Origin of the sequence: Streptomyces sp. NPDC001668, from assembly GCF_042893155.1 — a bacterium.
GTDB lineage: Bacteria > Actinomycetota > Actinomycetes > Streptomycetales > Streptomycetaceae > Streptomyces.
This window is the reverse complement of record NZ_JBIAUQ010000008.1, coordinates 70509-91182: the sequence shown is the minus strand read 5'-3', so window position 1 is coordinate 91182 and position 20674 is coordinate 70509. Positions and strand designations below refer to the sequence as shown.

General features: G+C 71.4%; 19 protein-coding genes. 10 read left to right on the top strand and 9 right to left on the bottom strand.

Translation table 11 applies throughout. The features are described 5' to 3' along the window. The first annotated feature begins 64 nt into the window (after positions 1-64). Genes ACFYZ8_RS24615 through ACFYZ8_RS24600 form a run of 4 tightly spaced genes read left to right on the top strand, consistent with a single transcriptional unit; the run spans position 65 to position 6509 of the window. Positions 65-886, top strand: a complete 822-nt coding sequence (locus ACFYZ8_RS24615) for a glycosyltransferase family 2 protein (protein WP_359031935.1) — start codon at positions 65-67, stop codon at positions 884-886. Continuing rightward, a complete protein-coding gene (locus tag ACFYZ8_RS24610) occupies positions 883-1890 on the top strand; it encodes a glycosyltransferase family 2 protein (protein WP_388536226.1) in 1008 nt (335 codons plus the stop codon). The genes ACFYZ8_RS24615 and ACFYZ8_RS24610 overlap by 4 nt, the downstream gene beginning before the upstream one ends. Then, entirely contained in the window at positions 1883-2683 is an 801-nt protein-coding gene (locus ACFYZ8_RS24605) for a polysaccharide deacetylase family protein (RefSeq protein WP_388536228.1), read from the top strand. Before ACFYZ8_RS24610 ends, ACFYZ8_RS24605 begins: the two co-directional genes overlap by 8 nt. Then, positions 2676-6509: a lipopolysaccharide biosynthesis protein gene (locus tag ACFYZ8_RS24600; RefSeq protein WP_388536230.1), complete on the top strand. Its 3834-nt coding sequence runs from the start codon at positions 2676-2678 to the stop codon at positions 6507-6509. Before ACFYZ8_RS24605 ends, ACFYZ8_RS24600 begins: the two co-directional genes overlap by 8 nt. A gap of 57 nt (positions 6510-6566) precedes the next feature. On the opposite strand, the gene ACFYZ8_RS24595 is transcribed toward ACFYZ8_RS24600, so the two are convergent. Continuing rightward, positions 6567-7988 (bottom strand): xylan 1,4-beta-xylosidase, encoded by a 1422-nt coding sequence (locus ACFYZ8_RS24595; protein WP_359031931.1) that lies wholly within the window; start codon positions 7986-7988, stop codon positions 6567-6569. Positions 7989-8155: 167 nt separating this feature from the next. Here ACFYZ8_RS24595 and ACFYZ8_RS24590 point away from each other — a divergent pair, with 167 nt between their 5' ends. Further along, positions 8156-9250, top strand: a complete 1095-nt coding sequence (locus tag ACFYZ8_RS24590; RefSeq protein WP_388536233.1) for a DUF5925 domain-containing protein — start codon at positions 8156-8158, stop codon at positions 9248-9250. Between the two features lie 15 nt (positions 9251-9265). Further along, a complete protein-coding gene (locus ACFYZ8_RS24585; RefSeq protein WP_388536235.1) occupies positions 9266-9997 on the top strand; it encodes a DUF72 domain-containing protein in 732 nt (243 codons plus the stop codon). Here ACFYZ8_RS24585 and ACFYZ8_RS24580 read toward each other — a convergent pair. After that, complete coding sequence (locus tag ACFYZ8_RS24580) at positions 9982-10170, bottom strand: hypothetical protein (RefSeq protein ID WP_388536237.1); 189 nt, start codon at positions 10168-10170, stop codon at positions 9982-9984. The two genes, ACFYZ8_RS24585 and ACFYZ8_RS24580, sit on opposite strands and share 16 nt — an antisense overlap. Then, entirely contained in the window at positions 10167-10544 is a 378-nt protein-coding gene (locus ACFYZ8_RS24575) for a GntR family transcriptional regulator (RefSeq protein ID WP_359031928.1), read from the bottom strand. The genes ACFYZ8_RS24580 and ACFYZ8_RS24575 overlap by 4 nt, the downstream gene beginning before the upstream one ends. A gap of 71 nt (positions 10545-10615) precedes the next feature. Between ACFYZ8_RS24575 and ACFYZ8_RS24570 the strand changes: the two genes are divergently transcribed. Together ACFYZ8_RS24570 and ACFYZ8_RS24565 are read left to right on the top strand one after the other, a co-directional pair. Then, positions 10616-11545 carry a GNAT family N-acetyltransferase gene (locus tag ACFYZ8_RS24570; RefSeq protein ID WP_388536239.1) on the top strand — a complete coding sequence of 310 codons (930 nt, stop codon included), beginning with the start codon at positions 10616-10618 and terminating at the stop codon, positions 11543-11545. Beyond that, the gene (locus ACFYZ8_RS24565; RefSeq protein ID WP_388536241.1) at positions 11526-12029 is read left to right on the top strand and encodes a DUF402 domain-containing protein; all 504 of its coding nucleotides are present in this window, start codon (positions 11526-11528) and stop codon (positions 12027-12029) included. The genes ACFYZ8_RS24570 and ACFYZ8_RS24565 overlap by 20 nt, the downstream gene beginning before the upstream one ends. Here ACFYZ8_RS24565 and ACFYZ8_RS24560 read toward each other — a convergent pair. Beyond that, the gene (locus tag ACFYZ8_RS24560; protein ID WP_388536243.1) at positions 12026-12637 is read right to left on the bottom strand and encodes a class I SAM-dependent methyltransferase; all 612 of its coding nucleotides are present in this window, start codon (positions 12635-12637) and stop codon (positions 12026-12028) included. The genes ACFYZ8_RS24565 and ACFYZ8_RS24560 overlap by 4 nt on opposite strands. Before the next feature lie 140 nt (positions 12638-12777). On the opposite strand from ACFYZ8_RS24560, the gene ACFYZ8_RS24555 reads away from it, so the two are divergent. Further along, the gene (locus ACFYZ8_RS24555; protein ID WP_123759758.1) at positions 12778-12912 is read left to right on the top strand and encodes a hypothetical protein; all 135 of its coding nucleotides are present in this window, start codon (positions 12778-12780) and stop codon (positions 12910-12912) included. Between the two features lie 21 nt (positions 12913-12933). On the opposite strand, the gene ACFYZ8_RS24550 is transcribed toward ACFYZ8_RS24555, so the two are convergent. The 3 genes from ACFYZ8_RS24550 to ACFYZ8_RS24540 all read right to left on the bottom strand — a co-directional run bounded on the left by ACFYZ8_RS24550 (position 12934) and on the right by ACFYZ8_RS24540 (position 15261). Further along, on the bottom strand, positions 12934-13383 hold the full coding sequence (locus tag ACFYZ8_RS24550; RefSeq protein WP_388536245.1) for a GNAT family N-acetyltransferase: 450 nt from the start codon (positions 13381-13383) through the stop codon (positions 12934-12936). A 399-nt stretch (positions 13384-13782) separates the two neighbouring features. Continuing rightward, a complete protein-coding gene (locus ACFYZ8_RS24545; protein WP_359031923.1) occupies positions 13783-14646 on the bottom strand; it encodes an alpha/beta fold hydrolase in 864 nt (287 codons plus the stop codon). A gap of 171 nt (positions 14647-14817) precedes the next feature. Next, entirely contained in the window at positions 14818-15261 is a 444-nt protein-coding gene (locus ACFYZ8_RS24540; protein ID WP_359031922.1) for a MarR family winged helix-turn-helix transcriptional regulator, read from the bottom strand. Positions 15262-15369: 108 nt separating this feature from the next. On the opposite strand from ACFYZ8_RS24540, the gene ACFYZ8_RS24535 reads away from it, so the two are divergent. Next, complete coding sequence (locus tag ACFYZ8_RS24535) at positions 15370-15744, top strand: cupin domain-containing protein (RefSeq protein ID WP_388536247.1); 375 nt, start codon at positions 15370-15372, stop codon at positions 15742-15744. A gap of 289 nt (positions 15745-16033) precedes the next feature. Here ACFYZ8_RS24535 and ACFYZ8_RS24530 read toward each other — a convergent pair whose 3' ends face one another. Next, positions 16034-17002: a hypothetical protein gene (locus ACFYZ8_RS24530; RefSeq protein ID WP_388536249.1), complete on the bottom strand. Its 969-nt coding sequence runs from the start codon at positions 17000-17002 to the stop codon at positions 16034-16036. Next, positions 16999-20493, bottom strand: a complete 3495-nt coding sequence (locus ACFYZ8_RS24525; RefSeq protein ID WP_388536251.1) for a DNA polymerase III subunit alpha — start codon at positions 20491-20493, stop codon at positions 16999-17001. The genes ACFYZ8_RS24530 and ACFYZ8_RS24525 overlap by 4 nt, the downstream gene beginning before the upstream one ends. Positions 20494-20674: the final 181 nt, after the last annotated feature.

Sequence of the window (20674 nt, the reverse complement as noted above, 5' to 3'; positions counted from 1 at the left end):
ACCGGAGCAAAAAGCCGGACCGCCCAGGGGCGGGCGGTCCACCGGACGAGAGGGAACCAGACTCATGAGTTCAGTTCTGCGCCCGGCGACTGCGGGCCAGGATGTGCCGACAGCCAGCCAGTACCGGCCCATCTCCACTCACCTGGCCATCACGCCACCGGTGAGTGTCGTCATACCAGCCATGAACGAGGCGGAGAACCTTCCGTACGTCTTCAAGACCCTGCCCGACTGGATCCACGAAGTGGTCCTGGTGGACGGCAACTCCACGGACGACACCGTCGCGGTGGCCCGTGAGCTGTGGCCCGAGGTCAAGGTCGTGAAGCAGCACGGCAAGGGCAAGGGGGACGCCCTGATCACCGGGTTCGAGGCCTGCACCGGTGACATCGTCGTCATGATCGACGCGGACGGCTCCGCCGACGGCAACGAGATCGTCTCCTATGTGTCCGCCCTGGTCTCGGGCGCGGACTTCGCCAAGGGGTCCCGCTTCGCCAACGGCGGCGGCACCGACGACATGACCTTCATCCGCAAGCTCGGCAACTGGGCGCTGTGCACCATCGTCAACCGCAAGTTCGGCGCCCGCTACACGGATCTCTGCTACGGCTACAACGCCTTCTGGCGGCACTGCCTCGACAAGATCGACCTCGACTGCACGGGCTTCGAGGTGGAGACCCTGATGAACATCCGGGTCGTCAAGGCGGGGCTGAAGGTGCAGGAGATCCCGAGCTACGAGTACCTGCGCATCCACGGCGCCAGCAACCTGCGGGCGGTCCGGGACGGGCTCCGGGTGCTCAAGGTGATCCTCGGGGAGCGGTCCAACCGGCGTGCGCTGCGGCGCCGGGCCCACCACTCGCCGATGCTCGACTCACGCCGGGGAGAGGTGTCTTGAGCGGTCCCGACATCTCGGTCGTGATCTGCGTGTACACCGAGGACCGCTGGGAGGACATCCTCGCGGCGGTCGCCTCGGTGCGGACGCAGTCGTACCCGGCCCTGGAGACGCTGCTGGTCGTCGACCACAATCCGGTGCTCCTGGACCGGCTGACCAAGGAGTACAAGGACTTCCTGGAGAGCGGGGAGGTCCGCGTGTTCGCCAACGCGGGCCCCCGCGGCCTGTCCGCGGGCCGCAACACCGGGATCGCCGCCTCGCGCGGCGAGGTGATCGCCTTCCTGGACGACGACGCCGTCGCCGAGCGGGACTGGCTGCGGCACTTCGCCGCGGGATACGCCGATCCGCACGTCATGGCGGTCGGCGGCCGTACGGTGCCGATCTGGGCGTCCGGCCACCGCCCTGCCTGGTTCCCGGAGGAGTTCGACTGGGTGGTCGGCTGCACCTACAAGGGCATCCCGTCCGGCCTGGTCCGGGTGCGCAACGTCCTCGGCGGCAACGCCTCCTTCCGCCGCAGCGCCTTCGACGCGGCGGGCGGCTTCGCCACCGGTATCGGACGGGACGGCGACAAGCGTCCGCTGGGCTGCGAGGAGACGGAGCTGTGCATCCGGCTGAGCCGGGCCAGACCGGACGCGGTCCTGCTGATCGACGACCGGGCGGTGATCCACCACCGGGTGCCCGAGGCGCGCGAGCACTTCGGGTACTTCCGCACGCGCGCGTACGCGGAGGGCCTGTCCAAGGCGCTGGTGGCCCGAAGTGTGGGCGCGGACAAGGGACTTGAGTCGGAGCGCCGGTACGCCACCAGGGTGCTGCCGTCCGGTGTGGTGCGCGGGCTGCGGGACGCCGCGCTGGCCCGGCCGGGCGGCGCGGGCCGGGCGGGCGCGATCGTCGCCGGGGTGTTCACGGCGGCCGGCGGGTATGTCGTGGGCACGGTGCGGGCGCGGCGCGGAGGGGCCACGTTCTCGGTCGCGGAGATACAGGAGATACAGGGGGACAGAGATGGCTGAGCCGCCCGTTCCGATCCTCATGTACCACGCGGTCGCCGCCGACCCGAACGACGCCACCCGCGTGCTGTCGGTGTCCCCCGAGTCCTTCGCCCGGCAGATGGAACTCATCGGCGAGTTGGGGCTCACTCCGGTCAAGGCGGCCGAGCTCGCGGCCTGTTGGCGTGACGGCCGCCCGCTGCCCGGGCGGCCCGTCCTGATCACCTTCGACGACGGCTACGAGGGCGTCCACCGCCACGCCCTGCCCGTGCTCGCCAAGCACGGTTTCACGGCCACGGTGTTCGTCTCCACCGGCTGGATCAGGGGGCCGTACGACATGGGCGGCGGCCTGGACACCATGCTGGACTGGGACCAGGTGCGCGAACTGGCCGCGGCGGACGTCGAGATCGGCGGCCACACCCACACCCACCCGCAGCTGGACCAGCTCGACGACACCGCGCTGCGCCACGAGCTGATCCACTCCAGGGAGATCGTCACCGACGAGCTCGGCACCGCGCCGGCCTCGCTCGCCTACCCGTACGGCTACTCCAGCCGCCGGGTGCGCGAGGCGGTGCGCGAGACCGGGTACGGCCAGGCGCTCGCCGTGAACAACGGCCTCGCGCGGCGCCGCCAGGGGCCGTACGCGCTGACCCGGCTGACCGTGCGCCGCGCCACCACGGCCGAGGAGTTCGAGCGGCTCGTCCAGGGCCGGGCGATCGCCCGGGACTTCGCCAGGGACCGTGCCCTCACCAAGGGGTACGCGTTGGTCCGAAGAGCACGACAGGTCCGCCGGAAGGTCTCCCGTTCCCGTGTCTGACACGACGACCACGACCGAGCCCGAGTCGACCGCGGCGAAGGCGCCCGCGCAGCCGGGGCGCCGTCTTCGGCTGCCCGGACTGGGCAAGGGGCTGCCCGGACTGGGCAAGGGTGCGGGCGGCGGCAACCAGCTGTTCCGCAACGCCTACGCGCTGATGCTCAACACCGGTATCTCCGCGGTCCTTGGCCTCGGCTTCTGGCTGGCGGCCGCCCGCTACTACTCCGAGTCGGCGGTGGGCCAGGGCTCCGCCGCGATCGCCGCGATGAAACTCCTCGCGGGACTGACCGCGGTGACCCTGACCGGAGCGCTGGCCCGCTTCATCCCCGTCGCGGGCCGGGCCACCGGGCGTCTCATCGCCCGTACCTACATGGGCAGTTCGGTGCTCGTGGCGATCGCCGCGGCCGTCTTCCTGCTCACCCTGGACGCGTGGGGGCCGTCGTACCGGTTCCTGCACGGACCGGTGAACGGCCTCGGCTTCATCGCCGCCGTCGTCGCCTGGAACGTGCTCACGCTCCAGGACGGCGTGCTGACCGGGCTGCGCAGCGCGCTGTGGGTGCCGGTCGGCAACACCGTGTTCTCCGCGGTGAAGCTGGGGCTGCTGGTCGCGTTCGCGGTGGCGATCCCGACCGCCGGTGTCTTCGTGTCGTGGGTCGCGGCGATCGCCGTCTCCGTCCTTCCGCTGGGCTGGATGGTGTTCCGGCGCCTGGCGCCCCGCCATGTGAAGGCGACCGAGGAGCACGCGAAGCCGCCTTCCCTCAGGGAGATCGGGCGTTTCCTCGCGGGCGACTACACCGGCTCGCTGTTCTCGCTCGCCGTGGTCTATCTGGTCCCGGTGATCGTGGCCTCCCAGGTCAGCTCCCAGGACAACGCGTACTTCTACATCACGACGACGATCGGCGGCACCTGCAACCTGCTCGCCATCAACATGGGCGCCTCGCTGACCGTCGAGGGCTCGCACGACCCGTCACGCCTGGCCGCCAACACCCGTGCCGCGCTGAAGCGGATGGCACGGATCATGCTGCCGGTGGCCGGGATCCTGTTCTTCGGGGCGCCCTGGATCCTCGGTGTGTTCGGATCGGGCTACGCGGACGCGGCCACCCCGCTGCTGCGCTGGTTCGCCGTCGGCGCGGTGCTCCGGGTCGTCATGGAGACGTACTTCGCCGTGCTGCGCGCCCAGAGCCGCACCTCCGGACTTGCCTGGCTGCAGGGCCTGTTGTGCGTGCTGGTGCTCGGTCTGACGCTGCTGCTCCTGCCCCGTATGGGGCTGACCGGAGCGGGCGTCGCCGAGATCTCCTCGCTCGCGGTGATCGTCGCGATCGCCGCGCCCAGGCTGTACCGGACGGTCCGGCAGGCGTCGGCCGCCGAGGTCCCCGCGGACGCGGCCCCCGACGGTGACCTCGCCGACCTCGGGGCGCGTGAGGTACCGGCCGCCGGCCGCACCCGCCGCCCCGGCTGGGCGCTCGACCAGGACACCCTCGCGCTGGGCATCCACGTCGACTTCGACCACCAGGAACGCCGGCCCGACGTACGCCCCGGACCCGGTACCCCGCCCACCGGCACTCCGGTGCCGGGCGTGACACGCGACCGGCCGACCTGGGCCCTGCAGAAGCTGCCCGACCTCGGGCTGCCCGTGGAAGAGCGGGAGCCGGGGTCCGAGTCCTCCGTGGGGCCCTCCGAGCCCGAGGTGGACGCCCCGTTCGAGGTGGCCTTCGACGCGGGCAAGGAGATCGGCGTACCGGACGAGCCCGCCGTACCGGAGGAGATGCCGCTGCCCGCGGAGCCGCCGCGGCCGCCGTCCCTGCGGGAACGGCTGCAACCGACCTGGCTCGGGGTGTTCCTCGGCTGCCTGCTGGCCGTCGCGCTGCTCCTGTACTGGGTGCCGGCGCTCGGCCTGGGCGAGAGCGACCTGGACCGGATGGGCGGGCTCGGGCTGATCTCGGTCCTGCCGCTGCCCACACTGGCCGGCGCGGCCCTGCTGGTCGTGGTCTTCGCCTCGCTGCTCTGGCTGGGCCGCGAGCACAAGGCGCTGCTGCTGATCACGCTGGTGGCGACCGTGTTCTCGCTGCACGCGCTGCCCGCGGTGATCGAGGCCGAGCCGCGGTTCGCGACGGCCTGGCAGCACCTCGGGTTCATCGACTACATCGACCGGACCGGTTCCGCGGTGCCCGACCTGGACGCCCGCTGGAGCTGGCCGGGCTTCTTCGCGGTGGCCGCCTTCGTGGCGCGGGCCTGCGGGGTCACGGACTTCACCGAAGTCATCCGCTGGTGGCCGACGGCGATCCAACTCGCCTACCTGGTCCCGATGTTCCTGTTGGTACGGCACATGCGGGCGAGCTGGCGGGCCAAGTGGACCGGCATCTGGATCTTCGTGCTCAGCGGCTGGGTCGGCCAGGACTACTTCTCCCCGCAGGGCTTCACCTATCTGCTGTACCTGGTGTTCGTGGCGGTCCTGCTCGTCTGGTTCCGCGCCCCGCGCGTGATCTGGACGAAGCGGCGGCCCGGCGAGGCCGAGGTCGAACCCACGAACCGCCGCCAACGGGCCGTCCTGCTCGGGGTGGTGATCGGTCTGTTCGCGGCGAGCGTGCCCGCCCACCAGCTCACCCCGTTCGTGATGCTCGGCGTGCTGGCGGTGCTCGTCCTGATCGGCCGCAGCGAACTGCGCGGTCTGCCCGTGCTGTTCGCCGTCATGGTGGCCGCCTGGATCGGCTGGATGGCCGAGCCGTACTGGTCGGGACACTTCGACGACCTGTTCGGCGGGGTCGGCGGCGTCGGCGGCAACGTCTCCTCGTCGGTATCCGGCCGTATCGAGGGCGGCAGTTCGACCCACAAGCTGGTCCTGTACGTCCGCGTGCTGCTGGCCGGCGGGGTCATGGCGCTGGCCTGCTACGGCTGGTGGCGCCGCCGCGACCACAAGTACCGGGAAGCCGCCCTGCTCGTCCTGACCTTCGTGCCGTTCCTCGGCTTCGGCATGCAGTCGTACGGCGGTGAAATGGCCCTGCGGGTCTTCATGTTCGCCCTGCCGGGCGCGGGCCTGCTCGCCGCGCTGGCGCTCTTCCCGCGTACCGGGGTCACCGCGAAGGAGCGCGAGAAGGACCGGGTCAGTCTCGCCCCGGTGGCCGCGCTCATGGCGGGTCTGCTGCTCGTCGGCGGCTTCCTGGTGGCCCGGTGGGGCAACGAGCCGTTCGAGCGGATCCAGCCCGGCGAGGTCGCCGCCATGGACTACGTGTACGCCCACGACGACCCGACGGTCCGGCTGCTGTGGCTGTCCAACGACACGGTGAACAACGTGACGCCGGCGATGCCGTGGGGTGCGAGGGACATGGAGAAGGTGTCCTATGTGCCCACGCCGGCGCCGACCGACCCGGTGCTGGTGTCCGGGCTGGTCAAGGCGCTCAAGGACGCGGGCCCGAACTCGTATCTGATGGTCAACGTCAGCCAGGTCACGTATCTGCGCCTGGACGTGGGCTATTCGGGGACGTGGGAGCCGCGGCTGCTCGACAACCTCGACAGCCGCAAGGAGCTCAAGCGGGTCCTCACCAACGACGACGTGACCATGTACGCCCTGCGGGACCAGCCCGCCGGGAAGGTCCCGAAGGCCGACCCGGGACCGATCGGCCCGCAGGTGACCTGGACACCGTGGTCGGTGGTGGGGGCACTGGCCGCGCTGGCGCTGATCCTGCTGCTGTCGGCCCGAGAGGTGGTACGGGTCGCGGTACGGCCGAGTGTGCGGCAGCTGCGGTGGCTGCAGAGCACCTTCTGGTTCGCGCTGCCGCTGCTCGCGGTGTTCCTGGCGGCGTTGGTGCAGCGGTTCCTGACGATGAAGTGACGCCTTCGGAGGTTCTTTCGGAGGTTCTTTCGGAGGTTCTTTCGGAGGTCAAGTGGCTCAGCGGGTGAGCCACTTGACCTCGTACGCCTGCATGTCGAACCGCTTCCCGTCGACCTGCGCGCTGATCTTCCGGTTGAGGGTGTTGACCACCAGGACTGTTGTGCCGGTGGCGAGGACCCGGACGTTGGGCACGTCGTCGGCGGCGACGGAGACGTTCTCGTACGTGCTCCCGGGCTCGAAGGCCCTGCTGAAGCGGCTGACGAGGTCGAACATCGGCAGCTTTTGGCCTCCGCCGCTGCCGCTGGTCGGTGTCCACAGACAGCCCGCGCAGGCGGTGCCCTTCTCGTTCTCCGGGTTCCAGTAGAGGGCGGACGTGGTGCCGCCCCTGGCCAGCGCGATCATCCCGGCGGCCTGCACCGCGACCCGGCGGTCCTCGGACCAGCCCTCGCGTTCGTCCCTGCTGTCGGCGGGCTCGACGTAGTACTCGGCCCACCACAGCGGCAGGTTCCCGGTCCGCTGCCGCACCCACCGGCTCACCGCGGTGAACTTGTCGGTGGCCGCGAACTCGTTCGGCAGCATCTCGTCGTCGTTGGTGTAGCTGGAGCCGTCCACGACCACGAAGTCGGCGCCGGCCTTGTTCCTGTTCCAGTAGTCGAAGGCGTCGAGGATCCGCTGGTCCATCGCGCCCCAGGGGCCCTTGAAGGTCGCGGAGGCGTCCTCGGAGCGCGGGTCGACACTGTCCATCACGAGGTACGGACCGCCGACCATGATCTTGGGGTCGACCTTCTTCAGCGCCTGGTAGACCAGGTTGTAGAGCTGGGTGTAACCCTCGTAGTCCCAGCGGGCCCTGCCGTTGTTCCAGAAGCCCTTGAACTCGTTCCAGACGATGAAGTGCCGTACGTCGGGGTAGCGCTTGGCGACGGTCGCGGCGAGTGCCGCGTAGTCCTTGAAGTGGGCGGGGTCCGGCGCGGTCTCCAGCGCCGCCTTGCTCCAGTCGGTGTTGCCGACGCCTGCCTTGCCGCCCTTCATCCAGTCGGGCGCGCAGCACAGGGTGAGGACCGGTGTGGAGCCGGAGGCGCGGATGAAGTCGACGCGCCGGTCCAGGTCCTCGAAGTCGTAACGCCCCTTGACCGGCTCGGGGTTGTCGGCGCCCCAGCCCATGATGTGCTGGTTCTGCGGGAGCCCGCCGACGCCCTTGAGCTCCTGCCCGACCCGCTCGGTGGCCGCGGAGCTGCCCTCGTCGGCGCTGAACTGGGTGTGGGTGAACCCCCAGCCGACCTCCGGGGTGTCCGCGTCCGGCGTGGTCGTCGGAGTGCCGTGGACCCTGTCGCCGTTGCGCGAGGTGCCGTCGGTGCCCGCACCGCTGCCCGGCAGCGTGTTGAGGAGGGTCACGATCAGCGCCAGAGCCGCCGCGCCCACACCGAGCAGAGCGGTGAGCCGCCACCGCCGTGCCCCCGTGTACCACCCATGACGTCCCATCGAGGGCAACGGTATCCGCGAACACACCTGTGGGGGCAGATGCCGTAGATGCACAGCTCTGTAACAGGAGGTAGAGGACAGACCGGAAAGAGGGAACAGACGCGACACAAGCGACGCACCACAGAAACCGGGTGCGTCCGGGGGTCCCGTGCCGGATCATGGGCCGCATGTCTGCGAACCCACACGACGCGCTGCCGATCCGGCTCAACGTCGACGACAGCGACTCGCCGTCCGACGTCGTCGACGCGCTGTTCCTCGGCCGCTTCGCGACGGGCGAGCAGCCGTACTCCCACGCGGCCAACATCGACCGGGTCCGCACCGGCGCCACCCTGCTGCCTGCGGGCGCCCGGGTGCTGCGCGTCGCCCGCGACGACGACCGCAGTGCGACGCTCGCCGAGGGCGACGGCTGGACCCTGCTGATCTCCCGCTGGAACCGCGGCGCCGACGTCACCGTCACGGCGACCGACGCCGAGCTGGCCAAGAAGGTCCTCGACCAGGCCACCGACGGCGCGGCGGACGAGCCCGAACCGCAGCCGGAGAACGTGACGATGGGCTTCTGGTACGTCTCCCCCAGGCGCGGCCCGCACCGCACCACCCGGCAGATCTCCGCGGGCACCTGGGACGACGTCCGGGAGAACTACACGGCGCCGGTCGCGGAGGCTATGGACCGCCTGATGAAGACGACCCCCGAGGACATCGCGGGCCGCCTGCTGCTGCTCCACGGGCCGCCGGGCACCGGCAAGACCTCCGCCCTGCGCACACTGGCCCGCTCCTGGCGGGACTGGTGCCAGGTGGACTGCGTGCTGGACCCGGAGCGGCTGTTCAACGACGTCGGCTATCTGATGGACATCGCGATCGGCGAGGACGACTCGACGGGCAAGGGCCGTTGGCGGCTGCTGCTCCTGGAGGACTGCGACGAACTCATCCGCGGCGAGGCCAAGCACACCGCGGGCCAGGCCCTGTCGCGCCTGCTCAACCTGACAGACGGTCTGCTGGGCCAGGGCCGCAACGTCCTGGTCGGTGTCACGACCAACGAGGACCTGGAGCGCCTGCACCCCGCCGTGGTCCGCCCCGGCCGCTGTCTGGCCCGTATCGAGGTGGGCCCGCTCACCCGCCGGGAGGCGGTGGGCTGGCTCGGCACCGAGGAGGGCGTCGGCCGCGAGGGAGCCACCCTGGCGGAGCTGTACGCGCTGCGCCGGGGGACGTCTCCGACGTCGGTGCCGGAGCCGCGGCCCGGGCCGGACGCGGGGCTGTATCTGTAGTGCTTTGATGGGTGTATGACCCTGTTCGTCGGCACGTCGGGGTGGCAGTACAAGGACTGGCGGGGCGTCCTCTACCCCGACGGTGTCCCCGTGCGGCTCTGGCTGGAGGAGTACACGGCGCACTTCCCGACGGTCGAGATCAACAACGCCTTCTACCGGCTGCCGACCCGGGAGACCTTCGAGGCGTGGCGGAAGCGGGTGCCGGGGGACTTCGTGGTCGCGGTGAAGGCGAGCCGGTACCTCACCCACATCAAGCGGCTGAAGGACCCGCGGGAACCGGTGGACCGCCTGATGAGCCACGCGGAGGGACTGGGCGACCGTCTGGGCCCGGTGCTCCTCCAGCTCCCCCCGACCCTGCGCGCCGACACGGACCTGCTGGACGCCTGCCTGGCCTGCTTCCCCGCCTCGACCCGGGTCGCGGTCGAACCCCGCCACGAGTCCTGGTGGACACCCGAGACCCGCGAGGTCCTGGAGGCCCGCGGCGCGGCCCTGTGCTGGGCCGACGTCCGCGCCCGCCCGGTGAGCCCGCTGTGGCGTACCACCGACTGGGGGTACGTCCGCTTCCACCAGGGCCGGGCGCAGCCCTGGCCGCACTACGGCAGACGGTCCCTGGAGACCTGGGCCGAGCGGATCGGGACGACCTGGGCGGGGGGCGAGGACGTGTACGTGTACTTCAACAACGACCCGAACGGTGCCGCGGTACGGAACGCGAAAACCTTCGCCGCTCTTGCTCAGCCCGCCCCGTAGGCCGCCTCTTGCTCAGCCCCCCCGTAGGCCGCCCGCAGCGCGTCCCGTACGGCCGCCAGGGTGTCGTCCTCCGTCAGCCCGAGCCGCCGGGCCCGCTCCACGTACGCCTGCGCGGCGGACGCCGGCTCCTGTTCCGCCGCGGCGACGGCCATGCCGTTACGGCCCGGCGTCACGCTCCTCCCGCCCCGTAAACCGCCCGCAACGCATCCCGTACCGCCGCCAAGGCGTCGTCCTCCGTGACCCCCAGCCGCCTGGCGCGCTCCACATAGGCCTGAGCGGCGGACGCCAGCTCCCGTGCCGCGGCCCCGCCGGCGGCGGCCACGAACGTGCCGTTGCGCCCCCGCGTCTCGATCACCCCGTCGCCCTCCAGCACCCGGTACGCCTTGGCGACGGTGTTGGCGGCGAGCCCGAGCGACTCGGCGAGCCCCCGCACGGTCGGCAGCCGGTACCCGACCGGCAGCACCCCCGCCCGCGCCTGCTCGGAGATCTGCACCCGCACCTGCTCGTACGGCGGTGCGCTGTCATCGATGTGGATCTTCAAGGTCACGAGCCGATTGTCCCGCACCCACCGGAAAATGAGAGGCACCCGGGCAGGCCTCCCCCGTAACGTGCGCCTTCATGACTGTGATCGTGCGTGACCTTCGCCCCCAGGACCCGGCCGACGTCGAGAGCTTCGCCCATGCGCGCCATCGGGCCCTTCCCTTCGCGCTGTGGACCCCGGCCGGCGTGCTGCACCGCCTCCTCCACACCCACCCGGACGCGCACTACCGCTCCCTCGTGGCCGAGGAGGACGGCGAGGTGATCGGCACGGCCCAGATCGGCCTCGCCCATGACAGCCCGGAGCCGGGCCAGGGCTACCACAACATCTACGTACGCCCGGACCGCGTCCGGCGCGGCGCCGGCGCCCTCCTCGTCCGCACCGCCGAGGAGCACCTGGCGGCGCACGGGGCGACCAAGCTGTTCTCCTGGGTCCTGGACGAGCCGCAGAACCGTGTCTTCGCCGAGCGGCACGGCTATCGCCCCAGCCGCTCCGCGCACTTCCTGCGCCTGGACCTGGCGAACACCGCACTGCCCCCGCTCCAGACCCCTCCCCCGGGTGTCGAACTGCGCACCGCCGCCGACTTCGCGGACGACCCACTGCCCTTCTTCCGGCTGGACGCGGAGACCGCGGGGGACGAACCGAGCGACGTGGGCACCGAGCTCACGGACTACAAGGCGTGGCTCGAGGAGAACTGGAAGCACCCTCTCCTCGACCACGCCCTGACCACGATCGCCCTCGTCGACGGCCGCCCGGCCGCCTTCAGCGCCGCCCACACCGACGGGGCCGGCCGCTACGCCACCGCCATGACCGGCACCGCCCGCGCCTTCCGCGGCCGCGGTCTCGCCAAGCTCGCCAAGAACGCCTCCCTGCACCGCGCCCGCGCCGCCGGCTGCACGGAGGCCCTCACCGGCAACGACGCCGCCAACGAACCCATGCTCGCGATCAACAAGTGGTTCGGATACGAGATCTGCGCCACGGAGGTACGCCATGTCCGCGAACTCACCTGAGCCGAAGCCCTTCCTGGACGTGGTCCTGCTCAAGGCGGGCCGCACGAAGATCCGTTACCCGGCCGAGCTCCTCACCGACGACGGCACCCGCGTCACGGTCCGCGCCCGCTGGGCCGGGGAGGGCGTCCGCGACTTCGGCTTCGTCCGCTTCGAGCCCGGCGACGTCTTCACCGAGCACTACTGGCGCGACCGCTGGTACGCCGTCAAGGAGGTCCGCTCCTCGGACGGCACCCTGAAGGGCTGGTACTGCGACATCACCCGCCCGGCGACTCTCGACGGCACGGAGTTGGCCGTCGAGGACCTGGACCTCGACCTGTGGGTCTCGGCGGACGGCACGGAAGTGCTGCGCCTGGACGAGGACGAGTTCGAGGAGAGCGGTCTGAGGGAGAGGGACCCCGAGGCGGCGTCAGCGGCATGGGCGGCTCTGAACGAACTGGAGCAGCTGACCCACCCCACGGGCGCGGGCCGCTTCCCACCCCTCTAGCCGCCCGTCACCACCACCGCATACCGCTCGTCGTCCACGTCCTTCCCCCACAACAGGGAGTCCCCCGACAACCGCTCCACCCGCACACGACCACCGAGCGGCTCCGCCAACCCGCTCACCACCTCGGCCGGTATCCCGACCGCCCCCCACACCCCCTCCACCAGCACCAGCCGCCCGCCCGGCCGCAACAACCCCCACCACCGCCGCAGCGCCCGCCCGGGATCCGGCAGCGCCCACAGCACATGCCGTACCAGGACGACATCGAACCGCTGCTCCCCGACCGGCGGTACCGCGGCGTCACCGACCAGGAACACCGCGTCACGCCCGGCGAGCTTCGCGCGGGCCAGCTCCACCATGGCGGGGGAAAGATCCACCCCGGTCACCCGGTGTCCCTGCTCGGCCGCGAGGAGCGACAGGCTTCCGGTCCCGCACCCGAGGTCGAGGACGTCGGACGCTCTCTCCGGCAGCCACCCCCGCAACCGCTCGGCCCAGGCTTCCCGCACGTCGGGGTCGCGCAACCCGTGGTCCGCCTCCTCGTCGAAGGACGCCGCCTCGGCGTCCCAGTCCACGTCCGACGCCCCGCCCCTGCTGTCACCGTTCTCCGTCATGCACCCAAGAGTGACACCCGCCACTGACACTCGAATCGTGACAGCCGCCACTGACAGACCAGTGACCGATGAGGAACTCTCCCCCAAAGGGTCTACCTCCGTGAAATCGCGGAACACGGTAGGCACTGAAGGAGGCAGCCATGCGCCGTACCACCGTGCAGAAGCCCCTGAAGAGGACTGACGCGCGCCGGATCCGCGAGGAGGCCGACGAGCGCCCGGCGGGACGACCCGAGGTCCGCAAGGACATCGCGCGGACCTGGTGGCCCGACGGCTGACGGTGGCAGGCATGCTCCGTGTCAGACCAGTCGCTTGCGGTAGTGGACGCGGTCGTAGGGCCCGTCCACTCGCCGATCCACGACCTCATAACCGAACTTCGGATAGATCTCCTGGTTCTCCCACATCATCGCGTTCGTGAAGAGCCTGACCTCGGGCAGCCCCAGCGCCCGCGCGCGTGCCTCGACGAACCGGAGCAGCCGTCCGCCCACGCCCTGTCTCTGGGCATCGGGCCGGACGGCGATGTTGTCGAGGTACAGATGGTCCGGGTACTCCTCGACCACCACGAGCCCGACCACGGGGTCGCCCGTGACGAACACCTGCCCCGCGGCCACGTTCGCCGCGTGGTCCCGCTCCATGGGCCGTGGCACCCGTCCGATGCGCTCGATGTAGTGCTCGTACGCCGCGTCGGTCACGGCCTTCACGGCGGGCACGTCGCCCGCGTCGGCGGGCCGGATCTCCTCGTTCGTCATGCGCGCACGCTATCTACCTGATCTCCGTCTCAGCGCTCCCTTAAGAGGGCCATAAAGATCGCCACCGACCGTCACAGGCTGGGGATTTCAGGGTTTCTTTGATCCGGCACCCATCAGTACCGGTTCCGAGGAGATCCCCCATGCCCGCACACCGCACCCGCGTCGGCGCACGGCTCGATCGGCGACCCGGTCAGCCGGGTCCCGCAGTGCTCCGCGGAGGGGCTGGACCTGGCCCGCGCTGACTGGCCGGCGACGAGCGTGCGACCAAGCCGGGCTACGACCCGACGCAGTCGGCACGCCCCCGGAGCGCTCCGGGAGCCGCGGTGGGCGGCACGGCCGTTGACGACATGAACTCCGGGGCCTGACCGGCGGCTCAGGTCGGACAGGCCCCGGCATCGGTCAGTTGAAGGCCGACGCGCAGGTGGTGGGGGTGGCGTGGGTGGGGTCGAGGGCGTTGGCCACCTCGTGGAAGGCGATCCGGTCGAACAGCCCGATGGCCACATGCTCGGAGAGGTCGAGCGGACACAGGTCCTGGAGCAGGACGTTGTGGACGCCGGACCCGCTGAGGAACTGGCTCCGGTACGGCGTGACGACCTCGTCGTACTTGGTGGCGAGGACCGTGTACTTGACGCCGGGGACGGTGTCGCCGCCCTCATTGAGCTTGGTGAGGAAGGGCGAGCCGACGACCTGGTCGGCGAGGGCGGGGGTGTTGGTGGTGAGCAGGTCCTGGATGCCCGGGAAGTACGGCAGCAGGTTGGTGATGCCGGACAGGGTGGTGCCGTGGTTGTCGGGGGCGATGCCGACGAGGGCGTTCACCTTGGCGGCCCCGCCGAGGAACCTGAGGTAGTAGCGGGGCATCAGGCCGCCCTGCGAGTGTCCGACGAGGTCGGTCTCGGGCGCGCCGGTGGCGGCGAGCACCTTGTCGACGAAGGTCTTCAGCTGCTCCGCCGACTTGTCGATGGGGCCGAGGCCGTGGAAGAGGGGGACGCCGGAGAGCTGGCCGTAGTCGAAGGAGAAGACGCAGTAGTCGCGGTTCTCCAGGTAGGGGGCGAGGGCCAGCCAGTTGTCGACGGAGTTGGCGAAGGTTCCGTGGACGAGGACGACGGGGCGGGGGTGGGCGGCGGAGGGCTTGCAGGAGTAGTCGTTCCAGCCGCTGCTCGGGGCGTCTGCCGCCTGGGCGGCTCCGGCGGCGGGGACGACGGCGACCGCGGCGGTCAGAAGCAGGGCGGCGAGGGGTCTGAGCAGTCGTTTCCAGGGCAGCATCGGGTGATCTCCTTGCGGCTCAAGGGAGTTGCGATGGCCTTACGCCCTGTGACCCGGATCACGAGGATGCTGTTCAATTCGAAAGTTACGGACGGGTAGTGCACTTGTGAAGTTACGCGTCAGTAAAAACTTCCAGTGGTAACCACGTCGGGTGCACCCATTGATGAACCGTCACCAGGCAGGCCTGATGGGACCATAGGGAGCAATCCGCCCCAATCGCTCGCGCAACGCGCGCACTTCACTCTCACCGAGTACGTCGACCCACGCCCGCACGGCCTCCGCGGCGGCCTCCTCCGCCGCCCGGGTGCAGGCCCAGCCCCGCTCGGTCAGCACGACGAGCCGGGCCCGCGCGTCCCCGGGATGCGGCCGCCGCTCGGCGTATCCCTTGCGCACGATCTCCTCGACCAGCTGACTGGCGGCCTGCTTGGTCACCCCGAGATGGGCGGCCAGCTCGGTGACCGTGGCCCCGTCCGGCGCGAGCCGTGTGAACGCGAAGCCCCAGGCGGGCCGCGCCTCGAACCCTCGGGCGACGACCCCGTCGTTGATGCGCTGGGTCAGATCGCCGGCGGCGGCGAGCAGGACGGCGGACAGGGCGAGGGCTTCGGAGTTCTGCACCCAGGCATTGAAACACCCTTGACGAATTGGTCAAGCAGCTTGACCATGGAGTCATATAGTCAAGCTGCTTGACCATTTCTCGCTTGACCATTCTCACGGAGGTCCCGCATGCCCGTAGTCCGCTCGTCCGAAGCCGTCACCCATGAGATCCACGGCGCCCGTTTCGTCTCGTACGCCACTCCCCTCAGCGGCGCCAAGGAGCTCTGCGCCTGGCGCGGCGAGATCCCCGCGGGGACGAAGGCGCCGGCGCACACCGTGAGCCGCGAGGAGATCTTCCATCTGCTCATCGGCGAGCTCCTGATCACCCTCGACGGCGACAGCCACCGGATCACCGCGGGCGACACGGTGATCGTCACCCCCGGGGTGACCTTCGCCGTCGAGAACCCGACCGATCACACCGCCCTCACCTGGGTCACCACCTCCATCGGCCTGGAGGCGACACTGGCGGACGGCACCCGCATCACCCCGCCGTGGGCCAACTGACCGTTTCCGCGGACCGAGCGAACGTGAGTCCGCTCAACTGCGCGCCCCGAACGGTCCTGGTCCAGCCCACCCGCGGGGTACTCGCCGGGGTGACGACGCGCGTCCGGTGCGCGGTCCGGGCCCAGGCAGACCCTCGCGGACGGAGGCGCTGACCGGCACAGTCCTCCGCGACCCGGGCCAGGCGGGTGAGGCCGGAGGCGAGGTGGCCCGCCCCGAGACCTCGCGCACCCTCCTCGGCGACCAGGTGCGACCTCTACACGCTCTACGCGCTCTACGCGCTCTACGCGCTCTACGCGGCCAGCGTCCCCGGCAGTACCGCGAGCGGTCCGAACCGGGCCCGGGCGCGGTCCGCGGCCTCCTCGATGCGGCGGAGCTTGTCGTCGGTGGGGTCGAAGGTGAGCTGGTGGGAGGCCTGCTCGGCGGGGTCGAGGCCCTCGGCGCGCAGGGCGATGCAGCGGACCCGGGCGCGCTGGAGCCCGAGCGCCTCGTACATGCCGTAGGCCGCCCTGGTCAGGGCCGCCGAGTGGGCCGTCGGTTCGCCGAGGGTGCGGCTGCGGGTGGTCGCGGTGCGGTCGGCGTAGCGGACGGTGAGGGTCAGGGTGCGGCAGACCTTGTCGAGGGCGCGCAGCCGGGAGCCCAGTTCCTCGGCGGCGGAGAGCAGGGCGCGGCGGTGCCGGTCGGGGTCCAACTCGTCGCGGGTGAAGGGGCGTTCGGTGGCGAGGGAGCGGGAGACGCCGTTCGGGACGACCCGGCCGCGGTCCACGCCGTTCGCCTTCTCGTGCAGTTCGCGGCCGGCCTTGGCGCCGACCAGGCGCTGGAGTGTGGACAGGGGGGCGGCGGCGACCCGGCCCAGGGTGTCGAGGCCGTACTCGCACAGGGTGCGGGCGGTCGCGGTGCCGACGCCGGGGAGCGCGGCGACGGGCCGGTCGGCGAGGAAGTCCGTGACCATGGACTCGGGGACCGCGCAGGTCAGCCCCGGGCGGGCGTCCTTCAGCGCCATGCGGGCCAGCATCGGCCCGGGCCCGGCGCCGATCGCGCAGTCGACGCCGTGCAGGGCGAGGGCGCGGACCCGGATCACCGAGGCCAGTTCGACGGCGTCCCGCTTGAAGTAGCGTTCGGCGCCCCGCAGATCGGCCAGCGCCCGGTCGGGTGGCAGCGCCTCGACGACCGGTGTGAACTCCTCCAGGAGGCCGAGCAGTTCGGGCAGGGCCGCCTCCCGCGTCGGCGGCAGCTGGAAACGTACGCAGAGGATGGTCATCCCGCACTCCCCGGACTCTGGTGCCACAACTTCCGTACCTGTGATGCCTCTTGACCCGCCGGTCGCAGATCGGCCCACGGATGCAGTTCGTATCCCGTCGGCATGTGGATTCGCCTGCCGCCGGTCGGATCGCCGGTCGGACCCCCGGCCGCGTCACCGGCCGCGTCACCGACCGCGTCACCGGCCCCGTCACCGGCCCGCCCCGGCAAGGGCTCTGCCAGCCGTGCCGCCACCGCGTCGAGGCCTTCGCCGTCCCGCAGTTCGACCAGTTCGGCGAGGTTCCAGGCGGCCGCGCCCACCACGCTGAGGCTGCGCGGGCCGCGCCGCTGCACCACCCCGCGCACCAGGAGCAGCCAGGAGTGGAAGACGGTGTGCGCGCAGGCGTCGTGGGAGTCGTCGAAGAAGGCGAGGTCGACCAGGCCCGTGCCGTCGTCCAGGGTGGAGAAGATGACCCGCTTGCCGGACCGGATGGGCGGTGTCTGGGTGGCCGCCTTGGCGCCCGCGACCAGCACGGCCTCGCCGTGCCGCGCCTCCCGCAGCCGCCGCGCGCTGACCACGCCCAACTCCGCCAGGAACTCCCGGTGGTCGTCCATCAGGTTGCGTGAGACGTCCATCGACAGCACCCCCAGCTCGGCGCTGAGCCGCTCCACGGAGGACAGGTCCGGCAGCCCGGCCGGGGCGGTCTTGCGCCCACCGGACAAGGGGAGTTGGCCCCCGCGGCCGGCGCGGGCGCCCCGGTGCAGCTCGGTCAGGTGCAGTTGCAGATCACGCCGGTTGGCGCCGAACGCGTCCAAGGCGCCGACCTGGGCCAGCCGCCCGGCCACCGGCCGGCTCGGACGCGCCCGCTCCCAGAAGTCCAGGAGCGAGGCGTACGGCTGCCCCTGGGCGATCCGCGCCGCCTCGGCCTCGCTGATGCCGTGCACGTCGGAGAGGGCCAGTCGCAGTCCCCACACCGAAGGTGATTCAGACACCAGTTCGATCCGATGTGCGACCCCCGACTTGTTCACGTCCAACGGCAGGATCGGCACCCCGCGCCGCCGCGCGTCCGCCAGCAGCAGCCGCTTCGGATACATCCCGGGGTCGTGCGTGAGCAGCCCGGCGTAGAAGGCGGCCGGATGGTGCGCCTTCAGCCACGCCGACTGGTACGTCGGTACGGCGAACGCGACCGCGTGCGCCTTGCAGAAGCCGTACGACCCGAAGGCCTCGACGATCTCCCAGGTCCGCTGAATCGTTTCCGCGCTGTAGCCGTTCGCCGCCGCGTGCTGCGCGAACCAGAACCGGATGCGCCCCTGCGACTCCGGGTCGGACAGCCCGCGCCGCACCCGGTCCGCCTCGCCGCGCCCGCACCCGGTCATGATGTCGACGATGTCGATGATCTGCTCGTGGAAGACGACGACCCCGTACGTCTCCCGCAGCGGCGGCTCCAGATCCGGGTGCGGATACCGGACGGGCGCCCGCCCGTGCCGTGCCTCGATGAACGGCCGCACCATGTCGGCGGCGACCGGTCCCGGCCGGAAGAGCGAGATGTCGACGACGAGGTCGTGGAAGGTGGCCGGCTGGAGCCGCCCCACCAGATCCCGCTGCCCCGGCGACTCGATCTGGAAGCACCCGAGCGTCTCGGTGGACCGGATGAGCCGATACGTCGCCGGGTCGCCCGGCGGTACGGCGTCCAGGTCGACCCGCTCCCCCGTCGCCCGCTCCACCTCCGCGACCGCGTGCGCCATCGCCGACTGCATCCGCACACCCAGTACATCGAGCTTGAGCAGTCCGAGGTCCTCGACGTCCTCCTTGTCGAACTGCGACATGGGCAGCCCCTCACCACTGGTCGGCACGACCGGCGTACGGCGCAGCAGGGACGCGTCGGAGAGCAGCACCCCGCACGGGTGCATGGCGATCCCCCGGGGAAGCGCGTCGAGGGCCTCGACCAGCTCCCACATCCGGCCGTACCGCGCCCCTTCACGCCGGAACTCCTCCGCGAGCGCCTTGAGTTCGGGCAGTTCCTCCAGCGCCGCGCGGGCGTCCCGGGCCCGGATGTGCGGGAAGGACTTGGCGATGCGGTCGATGTCGGCGGGGTCCATGGACAGGGCCGCCCCCACGTCCCGGATCGCGTGCCGCACCCGGTACGTCTCCGGCATCGAGACGGTGGCGACCCGTTCGGTCCCGAACCGCCCGATGATCGCCCGGTAGACCTCGATGCGGCGCGCGGACTCCACGTCGATGTCGATGTCGGGCAGCACGAGCCGCCGCGTGGACAGGAACCGCTCCATCAGCAGCCCGTGCTCGACGGGGTCGGCGTGGGCGATGCCGAGGAGGTGGTTGACGAGTGAGCCCGCGCCGGAGCCCCGGGCGGCCACCCTGATGCCCATGTCCCGTACGTCGTCCACTACTTGAGCGACCGTCAGGAAGTAGGAGGCGAAGCCGTGGTGGGCGATGATGTCCAGTTCCTCGTGCATCCGCTCCCAGTAGGCGCGCCTGCCCGCGTATCCCTTCAGCACCATCCCGGCCGCCGCCCGTGAGGCCAGCGCCCGCTGGGCGGTGCGCCGGCCCGCGCCGACGAGATGCGGTTCGGGGAAGTGGACGGTGCCGATCCCGAGGTCGTCCTCGGGGTCGACCAGGCACTCGGCGGCCGTCGCCCGCGTCTGTTCCAGCAGCCGGTACGCGGTCTCGCGCCGGAAGCCCGCGGCCTCCACGATCCGCTCGGCGGCGGCCAGCATGGCGTCCGCGTCCTTGAGCCAGGCCTCACCGGAGTCCAGTTCCTTGACGGCGCCGACGGGGACGAGGCGGCGGGCGGAGTCCAGGATGTCGGCGACCGGGCCCTGGCCGGCGTCGGCGTACCGCACGGCGTTGCTGAGCACGGGCCGGATCCGCTGTTCGGCGGCGAATCCGACGGTACGGGCGGCCAGCCGCAGGGAGCCGGGCCCGGTGCCCTCGCGCCCGTGCCAGACGGTTTCGAGGCGCAGGGCGTCGCCGTAGGTCTCCCGCCAGGGGACGAGGAGCCGGGCGGCCCGGTCGGGGCGGCCGGCGGCAAGGGCACGGCCGACATCGGAGGCGGGTCCGAGTAGCACGGTCAGCCCGTCCCCCCGGTTCTCGGCCCGGGGCACCAGGGGCGTGCCCCCCTCCCCCTTGTCGGCGTGTGCCGCCGTGACGAGCCGGCACAGGTCGGCCCAGCCGCGGGCGCCGTCCCGGGCGAGGAAGGTGACCCGGGGAGCCGACTCGTCGACGAAGGCGCCGCCGCGCACCGGAGCACGGCGCCGCTCCTGCCGTACGGGCTCGGCCTCCGCCACGGCCAGCTCCACCCCGAACAACGGCCGCACCCCCGCCTTCGCGCAGGCCTTGGCGAACCGGACCGTACCCGCGAGGGTGTCGCGGTCGGTGAGGGCGAGGGCGTCCATCCCCCGCTCGGAGGCGCGCTCGGCGAGGCGCTCCGGGTGGGAGGCGCCGTAGCGCAGGGAGAACCCGGAGACGGTGTGCAGATGAGTGAAGCCAGGCATCCGCACCTCCCACTCTCGAACATCAGTTCCCTATCGCCTCACCTCCACCATAGACCAAAAACCGAACATGCGTACGACCGTGTGCGAGCAGCCCCCCACCTGCGAAAACGACCTTTCGGACCCCACACGAGACGCCCACACGAGACGCCCACCCGAGACACACAAAGCGGAAGCCCCGCCC